The organism is Agathobaculum sp., assembly GCF_034098985.1.
Lineage (GTDB): Bacteria > Bacillota > Clostridia > Oscillospirales > Butyricicoccaceae > Agathobaculum.
Window position 1 is genome coordinate 82,728 of record NZ_JAXEOA010000017.1, and the last position, 25,699, is coordinate 108,426.

A 25,699-nucleotide genomic window follows, 5' to 3' on the forward strand; every position below is an offset into this window, starting at 1 on the left:
GATTTGGGTACTGCAATCTATGTGATACGATGGGAAAAGGTGAAGCGAATGGCAGACAAGAAGAAACTGGTGAGCGAAATCACGTCGATGGACGTGGATTTTGCCCAGTGGTATACCGATATCGTTAAAAAAGCTGAAATGATCGACTATTCTTCGGTCAAGGGCTGTATCATCCTGCGTCCATATGCGCAGGCGCTGTGGGAAAATATCCAGCATGTGCTTGATGGCATGTTTAAAGAAACCGGACATGAAAACGTCGCGATGCCGCTGTTTATCCCGGAATCGCTGTTGCAAAAGGAAAAGGATCATGTAGAGGGATTCGCACCCGAGGTAGCCTGGGTCACACACGGTGGTTCGGAAAAGCTGGAGGAGCGACTCTGTGTGCGTCCCACCTCGGAAACACTGTTCTGCGAGCACTATGCCAAGACCGTCCGTTCGTGGCGTGACCTGCCTAAGCTGTATAACCAGTGGTGCTCGGTCGTCCGCTGGGAAAAGACGACTCGCCCGTTCCTGCGCAGCCGTGAATTCTGGTGGCAGGAAGGACATACGGTGCACGCAACAGCGAACGAGGCTATGCAGGAAACGCTGCAAATGCTGAATATCTATGCGCGTTTCTGCGAGGAATATCTGGCGATCCCGGTGCTCAAAGGCGAAAAGACGGAAAAGGAACGCTTTGCCGGCGCGGAGCAGACCTATACGATCGAAGCCATGATGCACGACGGCAAAGCGCTGCAGTCGGGCACCAGCCATTATTTTGGCGACGGCTTTGCCCGTGCGTTCGACATGCAGTACACCGATAAAAACAATACGTTACAGTATATGTATCAGACCTCGTGGGGCGTGTCGACCCGTTTGATCGGCGCGATCATCATGACGCACGGCGACGATGAAGGTTTGGTGCTGCCGCCGCGTATCGCGCCAACGCAGCTGGTCGTTATCCCGGTCGCCGCACATAAAGAGGGCGTGACCGAAAAGGCGCAGGAACTGCTCGGGGCTGTCAAGGCCGCAGGCATCCGCGCCAAGATCGACCTGTCGGAAAATTCGCCCGGCTGGAAGTTTGCGGAATATGAGATGAAAGGAGTGCCGCTGCGCCTGGAGGTAGGCCCGCGTGACATCGAGCAGGGACAGTGCGTGCTGGTGCGCCGCGACAACCGCGAAAAAACCATTGTCAAATTCGAGGAACTGGGCGAGACCATTCCCAAGCTGCTTGAGGATATCCAGCAGGCGTTGTTCCAGAAAGCCCTGCAAAACCGCGAGGAGCACACATATACTGCAAAATCGCTGGATGATATGAAAGAGATCCTTAAGGATCGCGTGGGGTTTGTAAAGTCAATGTGGTGCGGCAATCTGGCCTGTGAAGAGAAAGTCAAGGAGGAGACGGGAATGCCCAGCCGCTGCATGCCATTTGAACAGGAGCATATCGCGGAGGTTTGCCCGGTATGCGGCAAGCCTGCAAGCAAAATGATCGTGTGGGGCATCGCGTATTAAGATGGAGATCGAATCCATGCTCAGCGAGTTTTTCAGCACAAAGCTTGGCGCGTTTGTCGGTACGGCGTGGCTAGTGGTTGTCTCGGTGCTGCTGACGGTTTGGGGAGCCAAGCTGGTCAGCCGGATATTCCGGAAAATGATAGAGCGCCAGAAGCTGGTGAGCAGCAGCAACGCGACCGTTCTGGCGTTCCTCCGCTATGTGGCGGTCGCCGCGGTCTATTTCGCCGGCTTTGCAGTGATCGTGTCCAACATTCCGTTTTTAAGCGCAGGTCTGAATAAAGTGCTGGCAGCAGGCGGAGTGATAGCGTTGGTCGCCGGCTTTGCGGCACAGGAAGCGCTGGGCAGTGTTGTCAGCGGTCTGATGATCCTAGCCTTTAAGCCATTCGTCATTGGTGACGTGGTGCGGTATTTGGATCATGATATCTCCGGCGTGGTCGAGGAGATCACGCTGCATCATACGACCATACGGACGTGGGAAAACAAGCGCGTCATCATTCCGAACAGCAAAATGAACAGCGCGATTATCGAAAATGCAGACTATGCGGACAGCAAGGTCTGCGTGTTGCTGGAAATCGGCGTGACCTATGAATCCGATCTTGCGCTTGCAAAACAGCTTTTGACAGATGCGGTCGCGAGTCATCCGGATTATCTGGATAACCGCACGCCTGATGAAAAAGCGGCGAATGTCCCAGCGGTATTGGTGCGGGTAATTGAATTGGGCGAAAGCGCGGTCACGTTGCGTGCCTGGGTTTGGGCCAAGGATAACGCGACGGCGGCGGCAATGAAAAGCGACCTGCTGCAAAGCGTGAAAACGGCCTATGAACAGGAGGGCATCGAAATCGCCTATCCGCATATGGTAGTTATCGAAAAAGCATAAAGAAAGCCCCTGTTTCTTTACGAAACAGGGGCTTTTTGGTTACCAGATAGAAAGGCGATCCTCAGGCGGCAGATACATGCCGTCGCCTGGCTGGATATCGAATACTTCGTAGAAATCATCGAGAGACTGAAGAACGCGACTTCCGCGCAGCTTATCAGGCGCGTGCACGTCGATCTGTGCATAGTATACCGCGGTTTCGCGTGGCATCGTCGATGCCCAGGTGCGCGCCATGGTGCGGAACAGGGTCTCCAGATCCGGGTTGGATTCCATTTTCGTCGCTTCCAGAATGCAGGCCGCCGCACCGAGGTCGGCTATGTTTTCCGAAAGGGTCAGCGTACCGTTGCAGGGGATGCCGGGCGCGGATTCCACGCCGTCATAAAAGCTGACCGCTTGGTCACACAGCTTCTGGAACGCCGCATAATCCTCGGCAGTCCACCAATCGGTGGCATTACCATTTTTATCAAATTTCGCGCCGTTGTTATCGAATGCATGTGTGATCTCATGTGCGATCACATAGCCGATGCCGCCCAAATTTTCTTCGCGCGAGGCGTTGACATCGTACATTGGCGGCTGGAGGATGCCTGCAGGGAAGACGATCTCATTGTTTGTGGCCATATAGCAGGCGTTGACAGTATACGCGCTCATCGGCCACAGTCCCTTATCAACGGGCTTGCCCTGCCAATCAATCAAAAGCTGCTTGTTGGCCTTTGCGATGGTAATCATATTATCAAAATAGCTACCGCCTTCGGCTTTGGTCTTGAGCGTGACACCGCGTAGCAGGTCGTTCCACTTGCCATCGTCCGGGTAGCCGACCTTAACGCCCATGGTATCAAGCTTTTCGATTGCTTTTTTCTTCGTGGCGTCGCTCATCCAATCGAGCTTCTGAATACGCTCCTTATAGATCTTGATAAAGTCATGCACCATATCCTCCACATCAGCCTTGGCCTTTTCGGAGAAGTAGGCTTTTACATACAGATGTCCAAGCTCATCGGACAGAAGAGCCTGAATAAGCTGTGTTGCGGTTTCCTCATCGGACAGAGAACCCTCTGTTCCCAGAAAAGCCGTTTGATAGGCATCGGACGCATCCCAGAAATCGCGGCTGAGATAGTTGCCAAAGCTGATAAGCAGGCTGACGCGCATCAGCAGCTTTAAGTCTTCCACGTGCGCATCGTCAAAATATGACGCGGTAGCTTCCAGCAGTTTGGTGTCTGCAACGATGATCTTGTCTGAAAACGCCAGTCCGCTGTCTGCAAACACAGCGTCGAGATCGACATGGGGGAACAGCGCTTTGAGCTGTTCCATGGTGTAAACATTGTAGATCTTGTCGATATCGCCGTATTCCTGCTGATCGAGACGGTTCGGAGAGAGCGCTTTTTCCATTTCCCAAAAGCGATTGGCATCGGCTCTGGCGCTGGCCTCGTCCTGACCCGCGATTTGCAGGACAGTTTGGACGTACGTTAGATAAGCGTCTTTCTTGGCGCCGCCATCTTCCGCGTAGATTTCCTTAGTCAGTGAAGGGGAAAACGTGGAAAAAGCGAGGGTATACTGAGTGCTGTCTTTCGCGTCCGTGGTCAGTCCAAACCCGATCAGGATGTTACTGGCCAACTCATCGGCCATTTTATGCTTAATCGCCATCAAATCATCCAGCGTTTTTGCATTTTGTACCGCGTCCAGATAAGGCTGAATCGGGGCAAGGCCGGCCGCATTGCGCGCGTCCCAATCCATAATATTATGATAGAGAGCCGAAATGCGTTTTTCATCCTCATTTTTAGGCGCTTGTATGGCCTGTTTGATCAGTTTTGTAAGCGGCTCGGTATCGAACATCAGATCATACAAAGTGCCGCTGATCGGCGTTCCAGACTTTAAAACCGAGCTGTCCAGCCATGTCTTATTGACAGTCGCGTAGAAATCATCCTTAAAATTAGAGCCAAGAAGCGCGTATACACGCTGGATAAACTTTTGAAGCTGTCCCGCTGTGACGGTATCGCTGAGAGAAGCGGTTGTTCCGCTGGTACCAGCGACAATTCCAGCGGCAAAGACCGGCTTAAGCTCCTCTCTTGCCCAATCAGGTATATCAGTGAAATTGCTCGCCGGATAGGCCTTTCGCGCGTTATCACCGACCGGCGCGGGAAGACCACCAAACGCACGGTTCAACATTGCGAGCGCTTCCGCCCGGGTGACAGGCGCATCCACATTTAAATCGCCATCCTCATCGCCGTGCATGACGAGCTCTGGGGTCAGGTCGGGATTATACCCTTCTGCGGCGTCCAGTAGCATTTCGAGGGCCCTCCCTCGGTTTAACGGCTCGTTTGAAGTGTTTTCAGACTCTAGCGCCAGTGCTGCTGGTGTAGAAATCGAGAGCATACAAACGCTAAGAAACGCGGCAAGCAAACGTTTACCATTCATAAAAAACTCCTACCTTTCCAGTTTTTTTGTTTATGTATGAATCCAATAATACAATAATATATTCTAAACAAAAGAATGTCAAATAAAATTATTATACATAAAGGATATATACAATATAACCTGAGAAGAAGTTAATGTCAATGGATCCCTATAAATTTAAAGAACCGGAACCGCAGTTCCGGCTCTTTTGGCCTATTAGGACTCTAATTCCGTAATAAGCGACTTTAGCTTGATTGCTGAGCTTTGCAGTTGGCTGAGCTCATCTGGGGAAAGCGGAATATCAAGAACAGACTCCACACCGCTGCGGCCAACAACAGAAGGAAGACCAAGGCACAGGCCATCCACTCCGTAGTGCCCAGAAATTAAGGAGGAAACAGGGAGTACGGAATGTTCATCGCGCACAATGGCCTCGGCAATGCGGCGAACAGCCATACCAATGCCATAGTAGGTTGCACCTTTCCCCTCAATAATGGAATAGGCCGCGTCCCGCACGTTTTCATAAATGCGCTGCATCGCGCCGAACGAGTAATCCTTGCCGGTAATGCGGCAATAATCAGCGAGGTCGACACCCGAAATATTGGCACTCGACCAGACAGCCAGCTCGCTGTCGCCGTGCTCACCGATAATAAAGGCGTGTACATTGCGCATATCCACGCTGAGGTGTTGACCGAGAAGATATTTGAGACGCGACGTGTCCAGTACAGTACCCGACCCAATCACACGGCCCGCTGGAAGCCCTGAAATCTTTTGCACCATATACGTGAGAACATCAACGGGGTTCGATACAATTAAAAGAATCGCATGACGATTTACCGCCATGATTTCGCCTATAATAGACTGCATAATGGCTTGGTTGCGCCCGAGTAGCTCGACTCGTGTTTCGCCCGGTTTTTGGTTGGCGCCAGCTGCAATGACGATTAAGCCGCACTCGGCAAGGTCGGCGTAGCTGCCTGCATGCACGCGGCAGGGCCGTACGAAGGAAATACCGTGGTTAATGTCGGCGGCTTCGCCCTCAGCTTTTTTCTGGTTCATATCGACGAGCGTAATCTCGGAAAACAGCCCGCTGGTGGCAAGCGTAAACGCCGAGGTTGCACCGACAAAACCCACGCCGATCACGCCGCATTTTTGAATACTGACCATATTAAAACACTCCTTAACTCCTTTTAGGTTACGTTAGTATGCCTCATTTTAAAGTAAACTGTGCAATGGATCGGCGAAATGGTTGGCAAGGATGATTCAGCATGGTATAATATTAAATAGAAACCAGAAAAGGAGCTTTTTCGACATGCATAAATTTTTTCGCGCCTGCGCTGTGGGGCTGGCACTGACAGCGGCGCTGACGGTGCCGTCCTTGGCTGCTGAGTTTACCGAGAGCGCCGATCATCTGCACGAGCTTGGGCTTTTCCAGGGCACACAGCAGGGATATGAGCTTGACCGTGCGCCGACCCGCGCCGAGGCGGCGGCCATGCTGGTGCGCCTGCTGGGAAAAGAAACAGAAGCGAAACAACTGGCGTATGAGGCGCCATTTACCGATTTGCAAAACTGGGAAAAGCCATATGTGCAATATTTATATGAAAACGGCTTGACTACGGGCGCGACTGCTACGACGTTTGAGCCGGAACAACCGTGTACCGCGCAGATGTATGGCGCGTTTTTACTGCGTGCACTGGGTTATTCCGAAGTCGCGGGCGATTTTACATATCGGGAAGCGACGGCGTTTGCAGAACAGGTAGGCGTGTATGATAAAGGGACGGTTGACCCGGATCACTTTTTGCGCGATCATGTCGCCGCAGCGAGCTATACGGCGCTGGCACTTTCCGCCAAGGAAACGGATATAATATTACTGGATCAGCTCGTGCAGGAGGAGGCAGTCGATAAAGCCGCCGCTAATCCGTACCAGAAGCTGTTTACTGTTTATAACGCGTACCGCAAGGCTACAGAGGGAATGGAAGCGCTGACAGCCATGCAGATCACCGGCCAGGTAACGGTAAAAGCGGAGCAGGAAAACAATGCTTTTACATTACTGAGTGAAGAAACGAGCTGGATCGATAAGCAGACACCCGCACTGCTGACGCAGCGCATTGTGACGATGCAGTCCCCCGGTATTGCGGACAAGACATTCACCGCGGAAAGCTATACGGCAGACGGCGTGCAGTATTCGCGTCAGAACGGGCAGCGATCGCGCCGGGAGATCCTGGCTCGCCAAATGCACGTTTTAAACGAGGGATATGCGCGCGTTCCACTGGTATACGTGCAGTCTATGACGCGCAGTGGAAACCAATATGAAATCGCATACAGCGGGGCAGGCATGGCACGCCTGCGCCAAGTATTTGACGCGGCTCGTAGCGCGGTGGAGGGCTATGATGCACTTGCGTTCGATGCTATCTCCATTTCTCAAACGGTATCCGCTGGTCGTATTGCCTCCCAGAAAATCGAGTTTTCGTTTTCGGGAAATGGTTTAGCGGGAACGGTGGCGAGCGAGTTTAAGCTGCAAAAAGTAGGGGAGGCCGCAGCTTTTACTCCACCGTCAAACTTAGATCAATATCCGCTGGTAAAATAATAAGGAACAGAATCGGCGTAGGATACGTCTAGACAATATAAGGAGGGATTTCCATGAAAAAACGTTTTATTGCGGTGCTGCTTAGTGCCGCCATGCTGTCGGTCGGTATGCTTGCGGGCGCTGCCGACGACCAGACGAGCCAGACGGCATCGGTCTATTCTCCGTATAGTATCGGTGAGCAGGCCACAGTTATTAAAATGCTGATGAAGTCCGGTTTGTATTCTGAGATGACAGTAAAGACCGATACATATGAGAAGCTGGTGCTGCATTTTGGCCCTGACACGTTGCTGATGGATACGCAGACCGGTACAATGGCAACCGAAAGTGACATCAAAGACGGTGACAAGGTATTCGTCTATTATGATGAGGCCATGAATCAGAGCGAGCCGCCGCAAACTGGACTGCAGGCTGTGCTGGTCAATTTGGACGATAAAAAAACCCCTGCGCATCTTTTGACCGCAGAGTCGATTGTTTACAATACCAATAGCGGCCCGACCGTACAAGCTGAAAATGGCACGCTGCTACTCACGTTGCCAGCCAATGTCCCGATTTCTCCGTTAGCAACTAAGCAGGTCGCCTCCTTAGGCGATATCCGTATGGGCACCCGGTTTTTTGCTTGGTATGATGCGGTCGCACTCTCGATGCCGGGACAAGCAACAGCCGCAAAAGTCGTGCTGCCGCCGCAGAACGACCAGAACTTTACCATCATTCATGAGGGCGATATTGCGATCGCAGAAGGCCGTATAGAGCACGGCGTTGCCATGGTCCCGGCACGTAAGGTTGCGGAGACGCTGGGCTTCAAGGTCACTTGGAACGGCAAAGACCAGAGCGTTCACCTGGCAAATGATACGCGCCAAACCACGGTCTATTTGGGGGAGGACCTCTATAATTATTCCAGCGTGCAGGCTATCGGTATGAGTGCGCCGATGTCTTTGGGCGCGGCGGCTTATGAGGTGGATGGCGTCAGCTGGGTGCCGGCTGAGCTGTTTGCATTATTGCTCGGCGAAAACTCTTTGCAGCTGATCGATACAGTTCTGTATCTCTAAAGAATATATAAAAAGGGTTCTGCCAATGGCAGAACCCTTTTTATATGCTTACGGCTTGCTTTTGATATATGTGTCCATCGCTTCGGCAGCGCGCTTGCCCGCGCCCATAGCCAAAATTACAGTGGCCGCGCCGGTCACAGCGTCGCCTCCGGCAAACACGCCATCTTTGGAAGTGATACCGTGTTCTTCGTCAGCCACAATGCAGCCCTTGCGGTTGGTATCCAGCCCCGGTGTGGTCGTGCGGATCAGCGGATTCGGACTGGTGCCGATCGCTGCAATAACGCAGTCGAGGTCAAGCGTGAACTCGCTGCCCTCAACCGGCACCGGACGGCGACGGCCAGATTCGTCCGGCTCGCCCAATTCCATCTGCTGGCAGCGCATACCGGTGACGTTGAAATTTTCGTCCGATAACACCTCGAGCGGCGCGGTCAGGAATTTAAAGATAATACCCTCTTCCTTAGCGTGCTCGATCTCCTCCAGACGTGCAGGCAGCTCTTTTTCTGACCGGCGATAGACGATATAGACATCCTCCGCTCCCATGCGCTTTGCGCAGCGGGCAGCGTCCATTGCCACATTGCCGCCACCGACCACCGCGACCTTGTGCGCGTGCTGGATCGGCGTGGCGGAGTCCTCTTTGTATGCTTTCATCAGGTTGATACGCGTGAGGTACTCGTTTGCTGAGTATACGCCGTTTGCATTCTCGCCCGGCACGCCGATAAAGGTTGGCAGGCCTGCGCCAGATCCGACAAATACAGCCTCATAGCCGTCCGCGAACAGCTCGTCAATTGTTTCGCTCCTGCCGACGACAAAATTCAGTACGAATTCTACGCCAAGGTCTTTCAATGTGTCAATTTCCTTTTGAACGATCGCTTTGGGCAGGCGAAACTCGGGAATGCCGTACATCAATACGCCACCCGCGGTATGTAACGCTTCAAAAACAGTGACCTGATAGCCCATGCGCGCCAAATCGCCCGCACAGGTGAGACCGGCAGGGCCAGCGCCGATGACTGCGCACTTATGGCCGTTGGCTGCGGGTTTTTCCGGCTTTTCCTCGCCGTTTTCACGCGCATAATCAGCGACAAAGCGCTCCAGACGTCCGATAGCGACCGGCTCGCCCTTGATGCCGCGCACGCATTTGCATTCGCATTGGCTTTCCTGCGGGCAGACACGCCCGCAGACGGCGGGAAGGGCTGAGGTTTCTTTGATCTTCGCCGCAGCCTCAAGAAATTTTCCTTCGGCTACAAGCGCGATGAATTCAGGAATCTTGACCTGCACCGGGCAGCCGGCAATACAAGGCTTGTTTTTGCAGTTGAGGCAGCGCTGTGCTTCTTCAATGGCCATTTCGGGCGTATAGCCGAGCGTTACTTCTTTAAAATTCTTGTTGCGGACATTGGGGTCCTGCTCGGGCATCGGCATTTTATTGGGATTCATGTTCGGCATTTTATTTGACCTCCTGATTCATCAGATTGCACTGGTGGCGCTCGACCGCGGCCCTTTCCTGGGCTTTGTACATCGCCGCGCGGCGCATGGAGGAATCAAAATCGACCAGATGCCCGTCAAAATCAGGGCCGTCGACACAGGCGAATTTCGTCTCGCCACCGACGGTCAGACGACAGCCGCCGCACATGCCGGTACCGTCCACCATAATTGTATTCATCGATACGATGGTGTTGATGCCGTAGGGGCGTGTGGTCTCACAGACGAATTTCATCATGATCATCGGGCCAATTGCGATGACCGCGTCGTACTGGTTGCCTGCATCGATCAGTTCTTTTAAAACTTCGGTGACCAATGCTTTTCGTCCGTTGGAACCGTCGTCAGTCACAACATATAGGTTGGTCGAAGCGGCTTTCATCTCGTCCTCCAGGATAATGATGTCCTTGGAACGAAAGCCTGCGATCAAATCGACCTCGCAGCCCATTTCATGCAGTTTCTTGGCCTGCGGATATGCAATGGCACAGCCCAGGCCACCGCCGACGACCGCGACTTTTTTTAACCCTTCAAGCTCACTTGCTTTCCCCAGCGGGCCGACGAAATCTGCGAGGCTTTCCCCGACATTCTTTTCGCCGAGCGCCATCGTTGTTGCGCCGACTTCCTGAAAAATGATTGTAATGGTGCCTTGTTCACGGTCAAATGCCGCGATGGTAAGCGGAATGCGTTCGCCGTCCTCGGTAACGCGCAGGATGATAAACTGCCCCGGCTCAGCTTTTCTCGCCACGTGCGGTGCCTCGACCACCATCAGTTTGGTGTTAGCGTTCAGCGTCCGCTTTTCTTTGATCTGATACACTTCTCTAAGTACCTCCTTGCGTTAATCGCATCGAACAGTTTCATTATACTGTCTTTCACAAGTGAACGCAAGGGTAATAGGCGGGAAATTCAATAATTTAGCACGATATAATCGCCGCTGACATAACCCTCAAACTCATTATATCGGACGACGAACCAACCGTCATATTGGCCGAGAACGAAAAGCTGTGCACCGTCGGGCGCTTTGCCAATAATTGGAGCAGAGAGCGACGGGGCTGACCGGATGTTTAGATTGCCGCTTTCGACTTCAACTGTGGCAGTTCGTATAGGCTCGGGTTCAATAAAGGGAATGCCGAAATATTCGGTCAGCGCGAGCACCATAACGCGGCCGATCTCATCGATATGGCTGCGAATCCATTCAGTATCCTCGGGATTGTCATGATAGGCGAACTCAACTAAAATGGAGGGAGCGCGGGTACGGACGACTTCGCCCAGCGAGGTGGTCGGAACAGCGCGGACGCGGTCGGGGAGTGGATAGATCGCTTTCAGGTTGGCGGCAACGATTTCAGCCAAACGGCCGCTGCGCTGAGAATTTGGATAGTAATACACATCGGTTCCTCGAAGCTGGCCGGACAGATTGGGCGGCGCCGCATTGGAATGCAGCGCGATGTGTGCGTCATAATTTCCTTCGTTGGACGCGCGAATGGACGAAGCTGCGGTCATATCAGGTGTGTTTCGGGTAAATTCGATACCAGATGAGATTAAATAGGGCTCCATCGCATCGGCAATCAGGTTCATGTAATATTCTTCACTGCCGTTTCCATCGTAAAACAGGTTATATTCCTGCGTCGAGGGAGATAAATAGATACTGGGCATAAGCGTACCTCCAAACAAAAAAGCTTTTCTGCTTGCAGGTTATGCTGATGCAAAGCGATTTGTCCATAACACAAAAATGACGGTTTTGCCAAAACAACCAAAAATAATTATTCGTTCAAACGAATTTTTATACTTTTGCGATTGCATTTTTACACGTTCCGCCGTATAATATGACTTGTTTATGAAATGGTTTGCAAAAACCGTATTTGGAGAGGAGTTTCCTGATTATGAGAAAGTTTTCTATTGCGCTGTTAAGCGCTACGCTTGCGGCCAGCATGGTGCTTGCCGGCTGCGGCAACGACGCTTCGAGCAAGGGCGCCGATGCGCAGGGGGATGGTGATAAGGCCGCGGCATCCGCGGTGCAGGCAATCAAGGACAAGGGCGAAATCGTTATGCTGACGAACGCGTCCTTCCCGCCGTTCGAATATACGGACGCATCGGGTGAAGTAAAGGGCGTTGACGTGGATATTGCAAATGAGATCGCGAAGGATCTTGGCGTCGAACTCAAGGTGGTCGACATGGACTTTGACGCGATTCCAGAGGCGGTTAAGTCGGGCAAGGGCGATTTTGCCGCCGCGGGTATGACGATCCGAGAGGATCGTCTGGAAGTAGTCGACTTTAGCAACGAGTATGTAAAGTCTGCGCAGTATGTTGTGGTGTCTGTAGATTCCGATCTGGCGGCTGACGACGCCGTACTGTCCGGTAAAACGCTGTCCTGCCAGGAGGGAACGACCGGCGATTTTTACGCCTCCGGCGACGAAGAGATCGGCTCGTCGATCAAGGATGCGAACGTGCTGAAGTTCAAGTCCGCGCTGGAAGCCGGTATGGCGGTTGCGCAGGGCAAGGCCGATGCGCTGATTGTTGACGAAATGCCTGCAAAGAAAATCGTGGAGAACAATTCGGATAAACTCAAGCTGCTGGATACCCCGCTGACCGAAGAGAGCTACGCGATCGCGATGGCAAAGGGTTCGGATCTGGCCGAGGCGGTCAACGCCACGCTCAAGCGTTTGGCTGACGAAGGCAAGATCGAGCAGTTTATCAATACGCACATGGGCGTTGAGTAAAATTCAGATGCAATTTACAGCAGGAGCCGCTGTGCTCCTGCTGTTTTGCTATATCAAAAATATTAGAGGGAACGGGGGATCGGAGTGTTGGAAGCGTGGGGCGCGTCACTATATGATGCGCTGATTAAGGACGATATCTGGAAGCTGTATTTAAAGGGACTAGGCAAAACGGTGCAAATCGCCGCAGTCGCGGTCCTGATTGGTGTGGTCATCGGCGTACTGATTGCCATCGTAAAGGTTTCTGCGGCGCAAAGTAAAAGAAGCGGTGCAGCGCATGTTCTATTAAAAATTGCTGAGGCCGTCTGCAACCTATATTTGACTGTCATCCGAGGTACACCAGTCATGTTGCAGCTGCTCATTATTTACTTTTCCGTCTTCGCTTCGGCATCCGACGGCACCTTTGCCGCCATGCTGGGCTTTGGAATCAATTCGGGCGCATATGTGGCAGAGATTGTGCGCTCTGGGATTCAGTCGGTCAGCAAGGGTCAGACCGAAGCGGGTCGCTCGCTCGGTCTGACCGCAGGTATGACCATGCGGTTGATCGTATTGCCGCAAGCGGTTAAAAACATCCTGCCCGCATTGTTCAATGAGTTTATCACCCTGCTCAAAGAGACTTCTGTGGCCGGTACGATCGCGGTCGTAGAGCTGACCAAGGTTTCGACCAATATTAAAACCATTGTGTGGACGATGACTCCGCTTTACATTGTCGCGTTGATTTACCTGACCATGGTCGTGTTGCTTGGACAGGTGCAGAAGCGACTGGAAAGGAGGCTGGCTGCAAGTGATCGACGTTAAAGACCTGCATAAATCCTTTGGAGACCACGAGGTGCTGACCGGTGTCAATGAACATATTGAAAAGGGTGAAAAGGTGGTCATCATCGGGCCGTCCGGATCAGGGAAGTCGACTTTCCTGCGCTGCCTCAACTTGCTTGAGGAACCTACGAGCGGCGAAATCATCTTTGAGGGCATGAATATCACCTCAACTAAGACGGACATCAACCGTATTCGCCGGAAGATGGGGATGGTGTTCCAACAGTTTAATCTGTTCCCGCATCTGTCGGTTAAGGAAAATATCAAGCTAGCTCCGGTCAAATTGGGTATTATGAAAGAGGACGAGGCGGAAAGAAATGCGTTGCGTCTGCTGTCACGTGTTGGACTGCCGGACAAGGCGGACAGCTTTCCAAATCAGCTTTCCGGCGGCCAGCAGCAGCGCATTGCGATCGCGCGTGCGCTCGCCATGAACCCGGATGTAATGCTGTTTGACGAGCCCACTTCGGCGCTTGATCCGGAAATGGTCGGCGAGGTGCTTGAAATTATGAAAGAACTGGCGGAAGATGGCATGACGATGGTCGTCGTTACGCATGAAATGGGCTTTGCGCGGGAGGTCGGCACCCGGGTGCTGTTTATGGACGGCGGAAACATAGTCGAACAAAATGAACCGGCGGAATTCTTCGCAAATCCACAGCATCCGCGGTTAAAAGACTTTTTAAGCAAGGTTCTGTAAAAAAAGAAAAGCGAACGGATAAATCCGTTCGCTTTTTTATGCAAAAAACTTCTTGACTATGCAGGAAAAAATATGGTATAATAAAACGCTCAACGAAAATGGAGCAATTGTGCCAATATCTAACTACATGTTATCATGGTCGGGCGTGAAACGCAAGACCCAAAATAAGAATTTTGCCACGCCGCCTGGCGTATCAAAATAATGCGTAAGAAATGGAGTGATCAAAGCACATGATGGTGAAAGACGTACAGCACGGCAAAACCACGCGAAAGAGTTTTGCACGCATCGATGAGATTCTGGAGATGCCGAATTTGATCGAGGTGCAGAAGAAGTCCTATCAGTGGTTTTTGGCGGAAGGTCTGCGCGAGGTGTTTGCAGACACTGCCAGCATCACCGACTACACCGGGAACCTTGAGCTTTCGTTCCTCGATTATTCGATGGACGACGCGCCCAAATATTCGGTGGAGGAATGCAAGGCGCGCGATGCCACATATGCTTCTCCGCTCAAAGTGCGTATGCGCCTGCGCAATAAGGAGACCGGCGAGATCAAGGAACAGGAAATCTTTATGGGAGATTTCCCGCGCATGACCGATTCGGCCACCTTTATCATCAACGGTGCCGAGCGCGCGATTGTATCGCAGCTTGTCCGTTCACCCGGTGTGTATTTTGGCCGCGAACTTGACAAGACCGACAAGCCGCTCCTCTCCGCGACAGTTATTCCATACCGTGGCGCGTGGCTAGAGTACGAGACCGACTCGAACGATGTGTTTTATGTCCGTATTGACAAAAACCGCAAGATCCCGATTACTTCGTTTATCCGCGCGATCGGTGTCAAAACCGACGCGGAGATTAAGGATGTCTTCGGCGAAGATGAACGCATCGTCGCAACGCTGGAAAAGGATCCTGCGACTACGGCGGACGAAGCGCTGATCGAGATTTATAAGAAGATGCGTCCGGGCGAGCCGCCCTCTGTAGAAAACGCTGTCAGCCTGATGGACGCAATGTTCTTTGATGTCCGCCGCTACGATATTTCTGCGGTCGGTCGTTACAAGTATAATAAAAAGCTCGATATTGCCCGCCGTATCACCGGGCACAAGCTGTTGGAGCCCGCAGTCGACCCGATGACCGGTGAGATCCTTGCCGAAGAGGGCGAGATCCTTTCGCGCGAAAAGGCACGCCTGATTTCGCGCCGCGGCGTGCATGGCGTGACCATCGAATCCGCCGAGGATCGTGCAGTGAAGGTGTTCGGCAACGGTATGGTCGATATCAACGATTTCGCTGACTATACCGGTTTCAGCGCCGAAGATCTGGGCGTAAAGGAAAAAGTCCGCTTTGTCGTACTCAAAGAGCTGATGGAGCAGTATAAGGGCGATGAGTTCAAGGCGCAGGTGCAGGCGCGTATGAACGACTTGATCCCGAAGACCATCATTGTGGATGATATGCTCGCGTCGATTTGCTATCTGCTCAATCTGGGCAACGGCATCGGCACGACCGACGACATCGACCATCTGGGTAACCGCCGTCTGCGCTGTGTGGGTGAACTGCTGCAGAATCAGTTCCGCATCGGCTTTTCCCGTATGGAGCGCGTCATCCGTGAGCGTATGACGATTCAGGATCTGGATATCGTCACGCCGCAGTCGCTGATCAATATCCGTCCTGTCACGGCCGCGATCAAAGAGTTTTTCGGCTCCTCGCCGCTAAGCCAGTTTATGGATCAGAACAACCCGCTAGCGGAGCTTACGCATAAGCGCCGTCTGTCTGCGCTCGGCCCGGGCGGCTTGTCGCGTGATCGCGCGTCGATGGAAGTACGAGACGTGCACTACAGCCATTATGGCCGCTTGTGCCCAATCGAAACGCCTGAAGGCCCGAATATCGGCCTGATTTCATATCTGGCGACTTACGCCCGCGTCAATGATTTCGGCTTTATCGAAGCACCTTACCGTGTGATCGATAAGGAGGCCGGCCGTGTGACCGACGAGGTCATTTATATGACTGCCGATATCGAGGATGAGTATATCACCTGTCAGGCGACCGAGCCGATCGATGATAACGGTTATTTGATTAATGAACGCGTTACCTGCCGTATGCGCGATGAGTTCGTCGAGGTCGACCGCAAGGATGTAGACCTAATGGACGTTTCGCCCCGCATGATGGTCTCGGTCGCAACTGCGTTTATCCCGTTCCTCGACCATGACGATGCAAACCGCGCGCTGATGGGCGCGAACATGCAGCGCCAGGCAGTGCCGCTCTTAAAGTGCGAGGCGCCGGTCGTGGCGACAGGCATGGAATACAAGGCGGCAGTTGATTCCGGTACGATCCCGCTCGCTGAGAGCGATGGCATCGTCACCCGCGTCACCGCCCGCGAAGTTGTTGTGCGTTATGACAACGGGGAAGAGAAGAGCTATCACCTGACCAAGTTCCTGCGCTCCAACCAGTCCACCTGCATTAACATGCGCCCGATTGTCGATTTGGGCGAGCGTGTAAAATGCGGCGACGTGCTGGCGGACGGCCCCTCGACCGAAAACGGCGAGATCGCGCTCGGCAAAAACGCGCTGATTGGCTTTATGACTTGGGAAGGTTATAACTACGAGGATGCTGTTCTTCTCAATGAGCGCCTCGTGCGCGACGACGTGTATACCTCGATCCACATCGAGGAATATGAATCCGAGTCCCGCGATACTAAGCTTGGGCCGGAAGAAATCACCCGCGACATTCCGAACGTCGGCGAGGACGCGTTGAGGAATCTCGACGAACGCGGTATTATCCGTGTCGGCGCCGAGGTGCAGGCGGGCGATATCCTTGTCGGAAAGGTCACGCCCAAGGGTGAGACCGAACTGACCGCGGAAGAGCGTTTGCTTCGCGCCATCTTCGGCGAAAAGGCGCGCGAGGTGCGTGATACCTCGTTGCGGGCGCCGCATGGCGAATCCGGTATCGTTGTCGACGTTAAGGTGTTTACTCGCGAAAATGGCGACGAGCTTTCGCCCGGCGTCAACATGGTAGTCCGCGTTTATATTGCGCAGAAGCGCAAGATTTCAGTCGGCGACAAAATGGCGGGCCGCCATGGCAACAAGGGCGTTGTTTCACGCATCCTGCCTCAGGAAGATATGCCGTTCCTAGAGGACGGTACGCCGCTCGATATTGTTTTGAATCCCTTGGGCGTTCCGTCCCGTATGAATATCGGCCAGGTGCTCGAGGTCCATCTGGGCTTCGCAGCCAAAAAGATGGGCTGGAAAGTAGAAACCCCGGTATTCGACGGCGCGACGCTGGAGGATATTAAGGAGGCGCTCGTGCAGGCTGGCGTTGGCGAGGACGGCAAGAGCGTGGTTTACGACGGCCGCACTGGCGATAAGTTCGATAATCCGGTTACCGTTGGCTATATGTATTACCTCAAGCTTCACCATCTGGTCGACGATAAGATCCATGCCCGTTCGACCGGCCCGTATTCGCTGGTTACCCAGCAGCCACTCGGCGGCAAGGCGCAGTTTGGCGGCCAGCGCTTCGGCGAAATGGAAGTCTGGGCGCTCGAAGCCTATGGCGCGGCTTATACCCTGCAGGAGATCCTGACCGTCAAGTCGGATGATATCACCGGACGCGTCAAGACCTATGAGGCCATTGTCAAGGGCCATAACGTTCCGCAGCCGGGCGTACCGGAATCCTTTAAGGTTCTGGTCAAGGAACTGCAGTCGCTCTGCCTCGATATCCAGGTGCTCGATGAGAACATGGACGTGATCGAACTGGCAGACGACGAGGAAGACGATACTGATTTTATCCGTCCGATGGAGCATCCCGTTTCGGGCGCTGATGATGAGTTCGCGGCCGCTGGCTTTGCCATCAACGATGCCGAAGAGGGCGACACCGATCTTTTCTCTCTCGATACCGCCGAGGCTGACGGCGAAGATGCCGAGGACGATTTTGACGACGGGCTGGGCGAGTGATCTCGCTTGTCCGTTCGTCTAAAACCGTCTGTTAACAGGGAAGGAGCATCATAAAAATTTATGGGATATCATACATTTAACGCCATCAAAATCGGTTTGGCTTCGCCTGCACTGATCGAAGAGTGGTCTTACGGCGAGGTGAAAAAGCCTGAAACAATTAACTACCGCACGCTTAAGCCAGAAAAGGACGGCCTTTTCTGCGAGCGTATCTTTGGTCCAACCAAGGATTGGGAGTGCCATTGCGGTAAATATAAGAAAGTCCGCTTTAAGGGCAAGGTCTGCGATAAATGCGGCGTAGAAGTTACGCGTGCCAAGGTGCGCCGCGAGCGCATGGGCCATATTAAACTGGCCGCGCCGGTGTCGCATATCTGGTATTTTAAGGGCATTCCGTCCCGCATGGGCTTAATTTTGGACATCAGTCCGCGCGTGCTTGAAAAGGTGCTGTATTTTGCCAACTATATTGTCATCGATCCGGGTGACACGCCGCTGATGAAAAAGCAGATCCTCACCGAGGCGGAGTACCGCGACATGCGCGAAAAGTATGAGGACGATTTCAAGGCCGGCATGGGTGCGGAGTCGATCAAGGCGCTGCTCGAGGAACTTGATCTGGAGCAGCTTTCCAAGGAATTGACCGCAGAACTGAAAGACGCATCCGGCCAAAAACGTCTGCGCTTGATCAAGCGTCTGGAAGTCGTCGAGTCGTTCCGTCTGTCAGGCAATCGCCCGGAATGGATGATTATGGACGTCGTCCCGGTCATCCCGCCGGAAATCCGCCCGATGGTTCAGCTGGACGGCGGCCGCTTCGCGACCTCCGACCTGAACGACCTATACCGCCGCGTCATTAACCGCAACAATCGCTTAAAGCGCCTGCTCGAGCTTGGCGCGCCCGATATTATTGTGCGCAACGAAAAGCGTATGCTGCAGGAAGCGGTCGACGCGTTGATCGATAACGGCCGTCGTGGCCGCCCGGTCACCGGCCCTAACAACCGCGCGCTCAAGTCGCTGTCCGATATGCTAAAGGGTAAGCAAGGGCGTTTCCGGCAGAATCTGCTGGGCAAGCGTGTCGACTACTCGGGGCGTTCGGTTATCGTCGTCGGTCCGGACCTGAAGATTTATCAATGCGGCCTGCCTAAGGAAATGGCGCTCGAGCTGTTCAAACCCTTTGTTATGAAGCGCCTCGTTGAGGACGGTACGGCCTCCAATATTAAATCGGCTAAAAAGATGGTCGAGCGCGCCAAAACCGAGGTCTGGGATGTGCTGGAGGACATCATCAAGGGTCATCCGGTCATGCTGAACCGTGCGCCGACGCTGCACCGTCTGGGCATTCAGGCGTTTGAACCTGTGCTGGTTGAGGGCCGCGCGATTCGTCTGCATCCGCTGGTGTGTACAGCGTTTAACGCCGACTTTGACGGCGACCAGATGGCGGTCCACGTGCCGCTCAGTGCGGAAGCGCAGGCGGAAGCGCGCCTGCTCATGCTGTCGGCCAACAACCTGCTTAAACCGCAGGACGGCAAGCCTGTCACCATTCCTTCGCAGGATATGGTTCTCGGCTCCTATTACTTGACCATCGACCGCGATACCGAACCGGGCGCGGGCAAGGTGTTCCGCAATGTTGAGGAAGCGCTTATGGCGTACGATCAGGGCGTTGTGGGCATCCATGCGCCGATCAAGGTGCGTGTCGCGCGCGAAATGGGTGGCAAAACGATTTCCAAGATCGTGGATGCGACTCCCGGCCGCCTGATCTTTAACGAGCGCATCCCACAGGATCTTGGCTTTGTCGATCGCAGCGACCCGGATAAGCTCCTCGACCTGGAGATCATGTTCACCTGCGGCAAAAAAGAGCTGGGCAAGATTATCGACAAATGTATCCACGTGCACGGCTTTAACGTGACCGCCGAGGTACTTGACTCCATCAAGGCTATGGGCTATAAATATTCTACCAAGGGTGCGTTGACGGTTGCGGTCGCCGATATGCTGGTACCAGATGAAAAGGCTCCGCTGATCCATGAATCCGAACAGCAGGTCGCTAAGATCGATAAAAAATACAAGCGCGGCTTTATTACTGATGAGGAGCGCTACCGCTTGACTGTTGCAGAGTGGGAATCGACCACCAAGAAAGTAACAGCGAAGCTGCAGGATAATATGCGCGATCAGCGCTTTAACCCCATCCACATGATGGCGGATTCGGGCGCGCGCGGTAGCATCAACCAGATCCGCCAGCTTGCCGGTATGCGCGGCTTGATGGCATCCACCTCGGGTAAAACCATTGAAATCCCGATTAAGTCCAACTTCCGTGAAGGCCTGTCCGTGCTCGAGTACTTCATCTCGGCGCGCGGCGCACGTAAGGGCTTAGCGGATACCGCACTGCGTACGGCTGACTCAGGCTACCTGACCCGACGCTTGGTCGACGTATCTCAGGATGTCATCATCCGAGAAGATGACTGTGGTGCCGTTAAGGGGATCTGGGTTGAGGATATCAAGGAAGGAAACCAGATCATTGAGCCGCTGCACGAGCGTTTGCTCGGCCGCTATCCGGTTGATGACATCTGCGATCCCAAGACGGGAGAAGTTATCGTTTCCAAGTCCAAAATGATGGACGATGCCGACGCTAACGCGATTCAGGCCGCCGGCATCAGCCGCGTGCAGATCCGCAGCGTTTTGGAATGCCGCGCGCGTAAGGGCGTGTGCACGCACTGCTACGGTATGAACCTTGCCACGGGCAATCCGTGCGGCAAGGGCGAGGCTGTCGGCATTATTGCGGCGCAGTCGATCGGCGAGCCGGGCACGCAGCTGACCATGCGTACGTTCCATACCGGCGGTGTAGCGGGCAGCGATATCACACAGGGTCTGCCGCGTGTAGAAGAACTGTTTGAGGCGCGCAAGCCCAAGAAGGTGGCGACATTGGCCGAGATCCCGGGTGTGGTTTCTATCGAGGAATCCAAGCGCACGACGGTTAAGACGGTCAACATCACCAATAAGGACTCGGGCGAGGTGCGTTCTTACCAGCTGGCTTCTTCCTCCGGCATTCGCGTGGAGGACGGACAGGAAGTCGCACTCGGCGAGCAGCTAAACGAGGGTTCGCTGAGCCCGCATGACATCCTGCGCATCCTCGATCCCCGCGCGGTGCATGATTATGAGATCAAGGAAGTCCAGAAGGTTTATCGTCAGCAGGGCGTTGATATTAACGATAAGCATATCGAGGTCATTGTCCGCCAGATGATGCGCAAGGTGCGCGTGGAGGACGCGGGCGACGCCGAAGTGCTACCTGGTTCGGTCATCGACCTACTGGAGTTTGAGGACTATAATCATAAGGTGCAGGAGCGCATCGACGCCGGTGAAGAGGGATTGCGTCTCGCTTCCGCCGAGCCGACGCTGATGGGTATCACCAAGGCATCTCTCGCGACAGATTCGTGGATGAGCGCGGCTTCATTCCAGGAGACCACCCGCGTACTGACCGACGCCGCGATCAAGGGCAAGGTCGACCCGCTGCTGGGACTGAAGGAAAACGTCATCATTGGCAAGTTGATCCCCGCTGGATCGGGTATGACCGAGTACTGCGACGGACATTACGAGCAGACGGTCGATCTCGACTGAATGCTTGTATAATGGAAAAGAAACAGGGGAATGCTAAGGGCATTCTCCTGTTTTTTCAAAACCCGGAGATTTGATGAAAAACTGTATGAAAACATCACGAAATGACTTGACTTCATGCCTTCAAACCGTTATACTATTATAGCATGCCGTATAGGAGGGTTACTATGCTTTCAGAACTTCGCACGGCGCACAAGGTCATCGGCGTGAAGCAGTCGAAAAAGGCGATCCGGGACGGTCAGGCCATCATGGTGTTCGTCGCGCTGGACGCAGAAAAGCGCGTCACGCAGCCGATTTACGAGCTTTGCGAGCAAACCGGCACCGAGGTGAGCGAGATCACCACGATGACCGAACTGGGCGATGCCGCGGGCATCGATGTCGGCGCCGCGGTCGTGACCGTGCTGCGCTGAGGAATCTTAATTTTTTTGCTGAAACGCGCGAAAATGCGCTTTTCATAAACACTTTTGAAAGAAGGAGGAAATAAAATGCCAACTTTTAACCAACTCGTCCGTAAGGGTCGCGAGGCAGTCGCCGCCAAGTCGACGGCGCCGGCTCTGCAGGTGGGCTACAACTCGCAGAAGAAGAAGACCACCGATCAGTCGGCTCCGCAGAAGCGCGGTGTCTGCACAACGGTTAAGACCATGACGCCTAAGAAGCCGAACTCTGCGCTTCGTAAGGTCGCTCGTGTAAAGCTGACTAACCAGATGGAAGTATCCGCTTACATCCCTGGTATCGGCCACAACCTGCAGGAGCACTCGGTCGTTATGGTGCGCGGTGGCCGTGTTAAGGATCTCCCCGGCGTCCGTTACCACATCATCCGCGGCACGCTGGATACCCAGGGTGTAAACGACCGCCGTCAGGCCCGTTCCAAGTACGGCGCCAAGCGTCCGAAGGCCGGCAAGTAAGCTTCCGGTCACGTTTTGCGAGAAAAGTTGAAGTTTTCAGCAAAGCACAAACATGCTTTGTCTGGGTGTTTTATATCCTCTACCCGATATATTACCTCGGACAGGCATTACAACGGTTTTCAAAAGGAAGCCGGAGTACCTATGAAATCAAATTATTTTGAAGGAGGGAAGTAAAGTGCCAAGAAGAGGTAATGTCCCCAAAAGAGACGTTCTGCCCGATCCGCTTTATAATTCCAAGCTCGTCACCAAGCTGGTCAACTCGATCATGCTGGACGGCAAGAAGGGCGTTTCGCAGAAGGTCGTTTATGGTGCTTTCGATATCGTCCGCGAGAAGAGCGGACGTGAACCGCTGGAGGTTTTCACTGAGGCGATGGAGAATATCATGCCGTCGCTCGAAGTCAAGGCCCGCCGCGTAGGCGGCGCCACCTATCAGGTGCCGATGGAAGTGCGTCCCGAGCGCCGTCAGACGCTGGGCCTGCGCTGGATCACCAAGTATTCCCGCGCCCGCAGCGAGAAGACCATGCGCGAGCGTCTTGCAGGCGAGATCTTGGATGCCTGCAACAATCTGGGCGGTGCTGTCAAGAAGCGTGAGGATACGCACAAGATGGCGGAAGCGAACAAGGCGTTCGCGCACTACCGCTATTAATCGCGTAGCCGCATAACGCTTTGAAAGGAGAGCAATATGCCTAGAGAATATCCCCTGGAACGAACCAGAAATATCGGTATCATGGCCCATATCGATGCCGGTAAAACCACTACCACCGAACGTATCCTGTTTTACACCGGTGTAAACCATAAGATCGGCGAGACGCATGACGGCGGCGCCACCATGGACTGGATGGAGCAGGAGCAGGAGCGCGGTATCACGATCACTTCGGCTGCTACGACCTGCCACTGGGACGGCTCGCAGCACCAGTATCAGGAGCACCGCATCAATATCATCGACACCCCGGGCCACGTTGACTTTACCGTGGAAGTAGAGCGCTCGCTGCGCGTACTCGACGGCTCGGTCACCGTATTCTGCGCCAAGGGCGGCGTTGAGCCGCAGTCTGAGACTGTTTGGCATCAGGCAGACAAGTATCAGGTTCCGCGTATGGCGTTCGTCAACAAGATGGACATCATGGGCGCAAACTTCTATAACGTTGTCGACATGATGAAGGACCGCCTCAAGTGCAACGCGGTTCCGATCCAGCTGCCGATCGGCGTGGAAGATACCTTCAAGGGCATCATCGATCTGATGACTATGCGCGCGGAAGTCTATTATGACGACCTCGGCAAGGATGTCCGCGATGAAGAGATCCCGGAGGACATGAAGGAAAAAGCGCAGGAGTACCACGACGCGATGGTCGAAGCCATTGCCGAGCTGGACGACACGCTGATGGAAAAGTACCTCGAGGGCGAGGAACTGACCATTCCGGAAATGAAGGCCGCGCTGCGCAAGGGCGTGTGTAACGTACAGATCATCCCGGTCATGTGCGGCACCGCTTACCGCAACAAGGGCGTCCAGATGCTGCTCGACGCAGTTGTCGATTATATGCCCGCGCCGACTGATATCCCGGATATCAAGGGTATTAATCCCAAAACCGACGAAGAGGACAGCCGCCCGTCTTCCGACGACGCGCCGTTCTCCGCGCTCGCGTTCAAGATTGCGACCGACCCGTTTGTTGGACGTTTGACATTCTTCCGCGTATATTCCGGTACGATCACGGCCGGTTCCTCGGTGCTGAACGCCACCAAGGACAACCGTGAGCGCCTTGGCCGCATTTTGCAGATGCACGCGAACCACCGTCAGGATATCGACGTAGTTTACTCGGGCGATATCGCAGCTGCGGTAGGCTTTAAGAATACCACCACGGGCGATACGCTCTGTGATGAAAAGCATCCGATCATCCTCGAGTCAATGGAGTTCCCGGATCCGGTTATCCGTGTTGCGATCGAGCCCAAGACTAAGGCCGGTCAGGAAAAGATGGGTATTGCGCTGCAGAAGCTGGCGGAAGAAGACCCGACGTTCCGCACCTATACGGACGAAGAGACTGGCCAGACCATCATTGCAGGCATGGGCGAGCTTCATCTGGAAATCATTGTCGACCGTCTGCTGCGTGAGTTCAAGGTTGAAGCCAACGTTGGTTCGCCTCAGGTAGCGTATAAGGAGACTATCCGCCGTTCGGCCGATGTCGACCAGAAATACGCCCGCCAGTCCGGCGGTAAAGGCCAGTATGGCCACTGTAAGATCATTGTTGAGCCGAACGAGTCCGGCAAGGGCTACGAGTTCATCAACAAGATCGTTGGCGGCGCGATTCCGAAAGAATATATTGAGCCTGTCAACCAGGGTATCCAAGGCGCTATGCAGGCCGGCATTCTGGCTGGCTATCCGGTTGTCGATGTGAAAGTCACGTTGTACGATGGTTCTTATCACGAAGTTGACTCCTCTGAAATGGCCTTTAAGATCGCCGGTTCTATGGCGTTCAAGGAAGCAATGAAGAAAGCCGACCCGGTGCTGATGGAGCCCATCATGCAGGTTGATGTCATGGTCCCGGAAGAGTATATGGGCGACGTTATCGGCGACCTGAACTCTCGCCGCGGCCAGATTCAGGGCATGGAGGCCCGTGGCAGCGTACAAGCGATCGCCGCTGCTGTTCCGCTGTCTGAGATGTTCGGTTATGCGACCGACCTTCGTTCGCGTTCGCAGGGCCGCGGCCAGTACACCATGAGTCCGAGCCACTATACCGAAGTGCCGAAGTCGATTCAGGAAAAGATCATCGACGCGCGCAGCAAAAACGACAACTAAAAACTATTGCATTTTTCTACAAATTGCAGTAGAATGATTTTACCAATGACTAAGAATTCAATTTACGAGGAGGATACCCAAAATGGGAAAAGCAAAATTTGAGCGCAACAAGCCGCACGTTAACATCGGCACCATCGGCCACGTTGACCATGGCAAGACCACGCTGACCGCCGCAATCACCAAGGTGCTGGCTATGGGCGGCGCTGCCGAGTATCAGGCTTATGATTCCATCGACAAGGCTCCGGAAGAGAAGGAGCGCGGCATTACGATCAACACCGCTCACGTTGAGTATGAGACGGAAAACCGCCACTACGCTCACGTTGACTGCCCGGGCCACGCCGACTATGTTAAAAACATGATCACCGGCGCCGCGCAGATGGACGGTGCGATCCTCGTTGTCTCGTCGGCTGAC

19 protein-coding genes are annotated in these 25,699 nt (G+C 53.8%); 14 read left to right on the forward strand and 5 right to left on the reverse strand.

The window, feature by feature from the left end:
- The first annotated feature begins 48 nt into the window (after positions 1-48).
- The gene (gene proS / locus SO058_RS05975; RefSeq protein WP_320842077.1) at positions 49-1,488 is read left to right on the forward strand and encodes a proline--tRNA ligase; all 1,440 of its coding nucleotides are present in this window, start codon (positions 49-51) and stop codon (positions 1,486-1,488) included.
- A 16-nt stretch (positions 1,489-1,504) separates the two neighbouring features.
- A complete protein-coding gene (locus tag SO058_RS05980; RefSeq protein ID WP_320842078.1) occupies positions 1,505-2,365 on the forward strand; it encodes a mechanosensitive ion channel family protein in 861 nt (286 codons plus the stop codon).
- Positions 2,366-2,404: 39 nt separating this feature from the next.
- Here the strand turns inward: SO058_RS05980 and SO058_RS05985 are convergent, their stop codons facing one another.
- The gene (locus SO058_RS05985) at positions 2,405-4,642 is read right to left on the reverse strand and encodes a M13 family metallopeptidase (protein WP_320842079.1); all 2,238 of its coding nucleotides are present in this window, start codon (positions 4,640-4,642) and stop codon (positions 2,405-2,407) included.
- A 324-nt stretch (positions 4,643-4,966) separates the two neighbouring features.
- Positions 4,967-5,911, reverse strand: a complete 945-nt coding sequence (locus SO058_RS05990; RefSeq protein ID WP_320842080.1) for an L-lactate dehydrogenase — start codon at positions 5,909-5,911, stop codon at positions 4,967-4,969.
- Between the two features lie 145 nt (positions 5,912-6,056).
- Here SO058_RS05990 and SO058_RS05995 point away from each other — a divergent pair, with 145 nt between their 5' ends.
- Together SO058_RS05995 and SO058_RS06000 are read left to right on the forward strand one after the other, a co-directional pair.
- A complete protein-coding gene (locus SO058_RS05995; protein WP_320842081.1) occupies positions 6,057-7,331 on the forward strand; it encodes an S-layer homology domain-containing protein in 1,275 nt (424 codons plus the stop codon).
- A gap of 53 nt (positions 7,332-7,384) precedes the next feature.
- On the forward strand, positions 7,385-8,377 hold the full coding sequence (locus SO058_RS06000; RefSeq protein ID WP_320842082.1) for a stalk domain-containing protein: 993 nt from the start codon (positions 7,385-7,387) through the stop codon (positions 8,375-8,377).
- Positions 8,378-8,425: 48 nt separating this feature from the next.
- Here the strand turns inward: SO058_RS06000 and gltA are convergent, their stop codons facing one another.
- The 3 genes from gltA to SO058_RS06015 all read right to left on the reverse strand — a co-directional run bounded on the left by gltA (position 8,426) and on the right by SO058_RS06015 (position 11,500).
- Entirely contained in the window at positions 8,426-9,817 is a 1,392-nt protein-coding gene (gltA, locus tag SO058_RS06005) for an NADPH-dependent glutamate synthase (RefSeq protein ID WP_320842083.1), read from the reverse strand.
- Position 9,818: 1 nt separating this feature from the next.
- Entirely contained in the window at positions 9,819-10,664 is an 846-nt protein-coding gene (locus SO058_RS06010) for a sulfide/dihydroorotate dehydrogenase-like FAD/NAD-binding protein (protein ID WP_320842084.1), read from the reverse strand.
- Positions 10,665-10,753: 89 nt separating this feature from the next.
- A complete protein-coding gene (locus SO058_RS06015; RefSeq protein ID WP_320842085.1) occupies positions 10,754-11,500 on the reverse strand; it encodes an N-acetylmuramoyl-L-alanine amidase in 747 nt (248 codons plus the stop codon).
- A gap of 227 nt (positions 11,501-11,727) precedes the next feature.
- Between SO058_RS06015 and SO058_RS06020 the strand changes: the two genes are divergently transcribed.
- The 10 genes from SO058_RS06020 to SO058_RS06065 all read left to right on the forward strand — a co-directional run.
- The gene (locus SO058_RS06020; RefSeq protein ID WP_320842086.1) at positions 11,728-12,564 is read left to right on the forward strand and encodes an ABC transporter substrate-binding protein; all 837 of its coding nucleotides are present in this window, start codon (positions 11,728-11,730) and stop codon (positions 12,562-12,564) included.
- An 84-nt stretch (positions 12,565-12,648) separates the two neighbouring features.
- The gene (locus SO058_RS06025; RefSeq protein WP_320842087.1) at positions 12,649-13,359 is read left to right on the forward strand and encodes an amino acid ABC transporter permease; all 711 of its coding nucleotides are present in this window, start codon (positions 12,649-12,651) and stop codon (positions 13,357-13,359) included.
- Entirely contained in the window at positions 13,346-14,068 is a 723-nt protein-coding gene (locus SO058_RS06030; RefSeq protein WP_320842088.1) for an amino acid ABC transporter ATP-binding protein, read from the forward strand. Before SO058_RS06025 ends, SO058_RS06030 begins: the two co-directional genes overlap by 14 nt.
- A 233-nt stretch (positions 14,069-14,301) precedes the next feature.
- Entirely contained in the window at positions 14,302-18,003 is a 3,702-nt protein-coding gene (gene rpoB, locus SO058_RS06035) for a DNA-directed RNA polymerase subunit beta (RefSeq protein ID WP_320842095.1), read from the forward strand.
- A 60-nt stretch (positions 18,004-18,063) separates the two neighbouring features.
- The gene (rpoC, locus tag SO058_RS06040) at positions 18,064-21,597 is read left to right on the forward strand and encodes a DNA-directed RNA polymerase subunit beta' (RefSeq protein WP_320842089.1); all 3,534 of its coding nucleotides are present in this window, start codon (positions 18,064-18,066) and stop codon (positions 21,595-21,597) included.
- 164 nt (positions 21,598-21,761) lie between these two features.
- Positions 21,762-22,004, forward strand: coding sequence for a ribosomal L7Ae/L30e/S12e/Gadd45 family protein (locus SO058_RS06045; RefSeq protein WP_320842090.1), 243 nt, complete (start codon positions 21,762-21,764; stop codon positions 22,002-22,004).
- Positions 22,005-22,079: 75 nt separating this feature from the next.
- Entirely contained in the window at positions 22,080-22,499 is a 420-nt protein-coding gene (gene rpsL, locus SO058_RS06050) for a 30S ribosomal protein S12 (RefSeq protein ID WP_320842091.1), read from the forward strand.
- Between the two features lie 175 nt (positions 22,500-22,674).
- Positions 22,675-23,145, forward strand: a complete 471-nt coding sequence (gene rpsG / locus SO058_RS06055) for a 30S ribosomal protein S7 (RefSeq protein ID WP_320842092.1) — start codon at positions 22,675-22,677, stop codon at positions 23,143-23,145.
- A 36-nt stretch (positions 23,146-23,181) separates the two neighbouring features.
- Positions 23,182-25,287: an elongation factor G gene (fusA, locus tag SO058_RS06060; protein WP_320842093.1), complete on the forward strand. Its 2,106-nt coding sequence runs from the start codon at positions 23,182-23,184 to the stop codon at positions 25,285-25,287.
- Between the two features lie 82 nt (positions 25,288-25,369).
- Positions 25,370-25,699 (forward strand): GTP-binding protein (locus SO058_RS06065; RefSeq protein ID WP_320842094.1); only part of this gene is annotated, 330 nt, incomplete at its 3' end.

Excerpts from the sequence above, each read along its gene's own strand:
- proS (WP_320842077.1), top strand. The coding sequence starts at position 49 with ATGGCAGACAAGAAGAAACTGGTGAGCGAAATCACGTCGATGGACGTG.
- SO058_RS05980 (WP_320842078.1), top strand. The coding sequence starts at position 1,505 with ATGCTCAGCGAGTTTTTCAGCACAAAGCTTGGCGCGTTTGTCGGTACG.
- SO058_RS05985 (WP_320842079.1), bottom strand. The coding sequence starts at position 4,642 with ATGCTACTGGACGCCGCAGAAGGGTATAATCCCGACCTGACCCCAGAG.
- SO058_RS05990 (WP_320842080.1), bottom strand. The coding sequence starts at position 5,911 with ATGGTCAGTATTCAAAAATGCGGCGTGATCGGCGTGGGTTTTGTCGGT.
- SO058_RS05995 (WP_320842081.1), top strand. The coding sequence starts at position 6,057 with ATGCATAAATTTTTTCGCGCCTGCGCTGTGGGGCTGGCACTGACAGCG.
- SO058_RS06000 (WP_320842082.1), top strand. The coding sequence starts at position 7,385 with ATGAAAAAACGTTTTATTGCGGTGCTGCTTAGTGCCGCCATGCTGTCG.
- gltA (WP_320842083.1), bottom strand. The coding sequence starts at position 9,817 with ATGCCGAACATGAATCCCAATAAAATGCCGATGCCCGAGCAGGACCCC.
- SO058_RS06015 (WP_320842085.1), bottom strand. The coding sequence starts at position 11,500 with ATGCCCAGTATCTATTTATCTCCCTCGACGCAGGAATATAACCTGTTT.
- SO058_RS06020 (WP_320842086.1), top strand. The coding sequence starts at position 11,728 with ATGAGAAAGTTTTCTATTGCGCTGTTAAGCGCTACGCTTGCGGCCAGC.
- rpoB (WP_320842095.1), top strand. The coding sequence starts at position 14,302 with ATGGTGAAAGACGTACAGCACGGCAAAACCACGCGAAAGAGTTTTGCA.
- rpoC (WP_320842089.1), top strand. The coding sequence starts at position 18,064 with ATGGGATATCATACATTTAACGCCATCAAAATCGGTTTGGCTTCGCCT.
- SO058_RS06045 (WP_320842090.1), top strand. The coding sequence starts at position 21,762 with ATGCTTTCAGAACTTCGCACGGCGCACAAGGTCATCGGCGTGAAGCAG.
- rpsL (WP_320842091.1), top strand. The coding sequence starts at position 22,080 with ATGCCAACTTTTAACCAACTCGTCCGTAAGGGTCGCGAGGCAGTCGCC.
- fusA (WP_320842093.1), top strand. The coding sequence starts at position 23,182 with ATGCCTAGAGAATATCCCCTGGAACGAACCAGAAATATCGGTATCATG.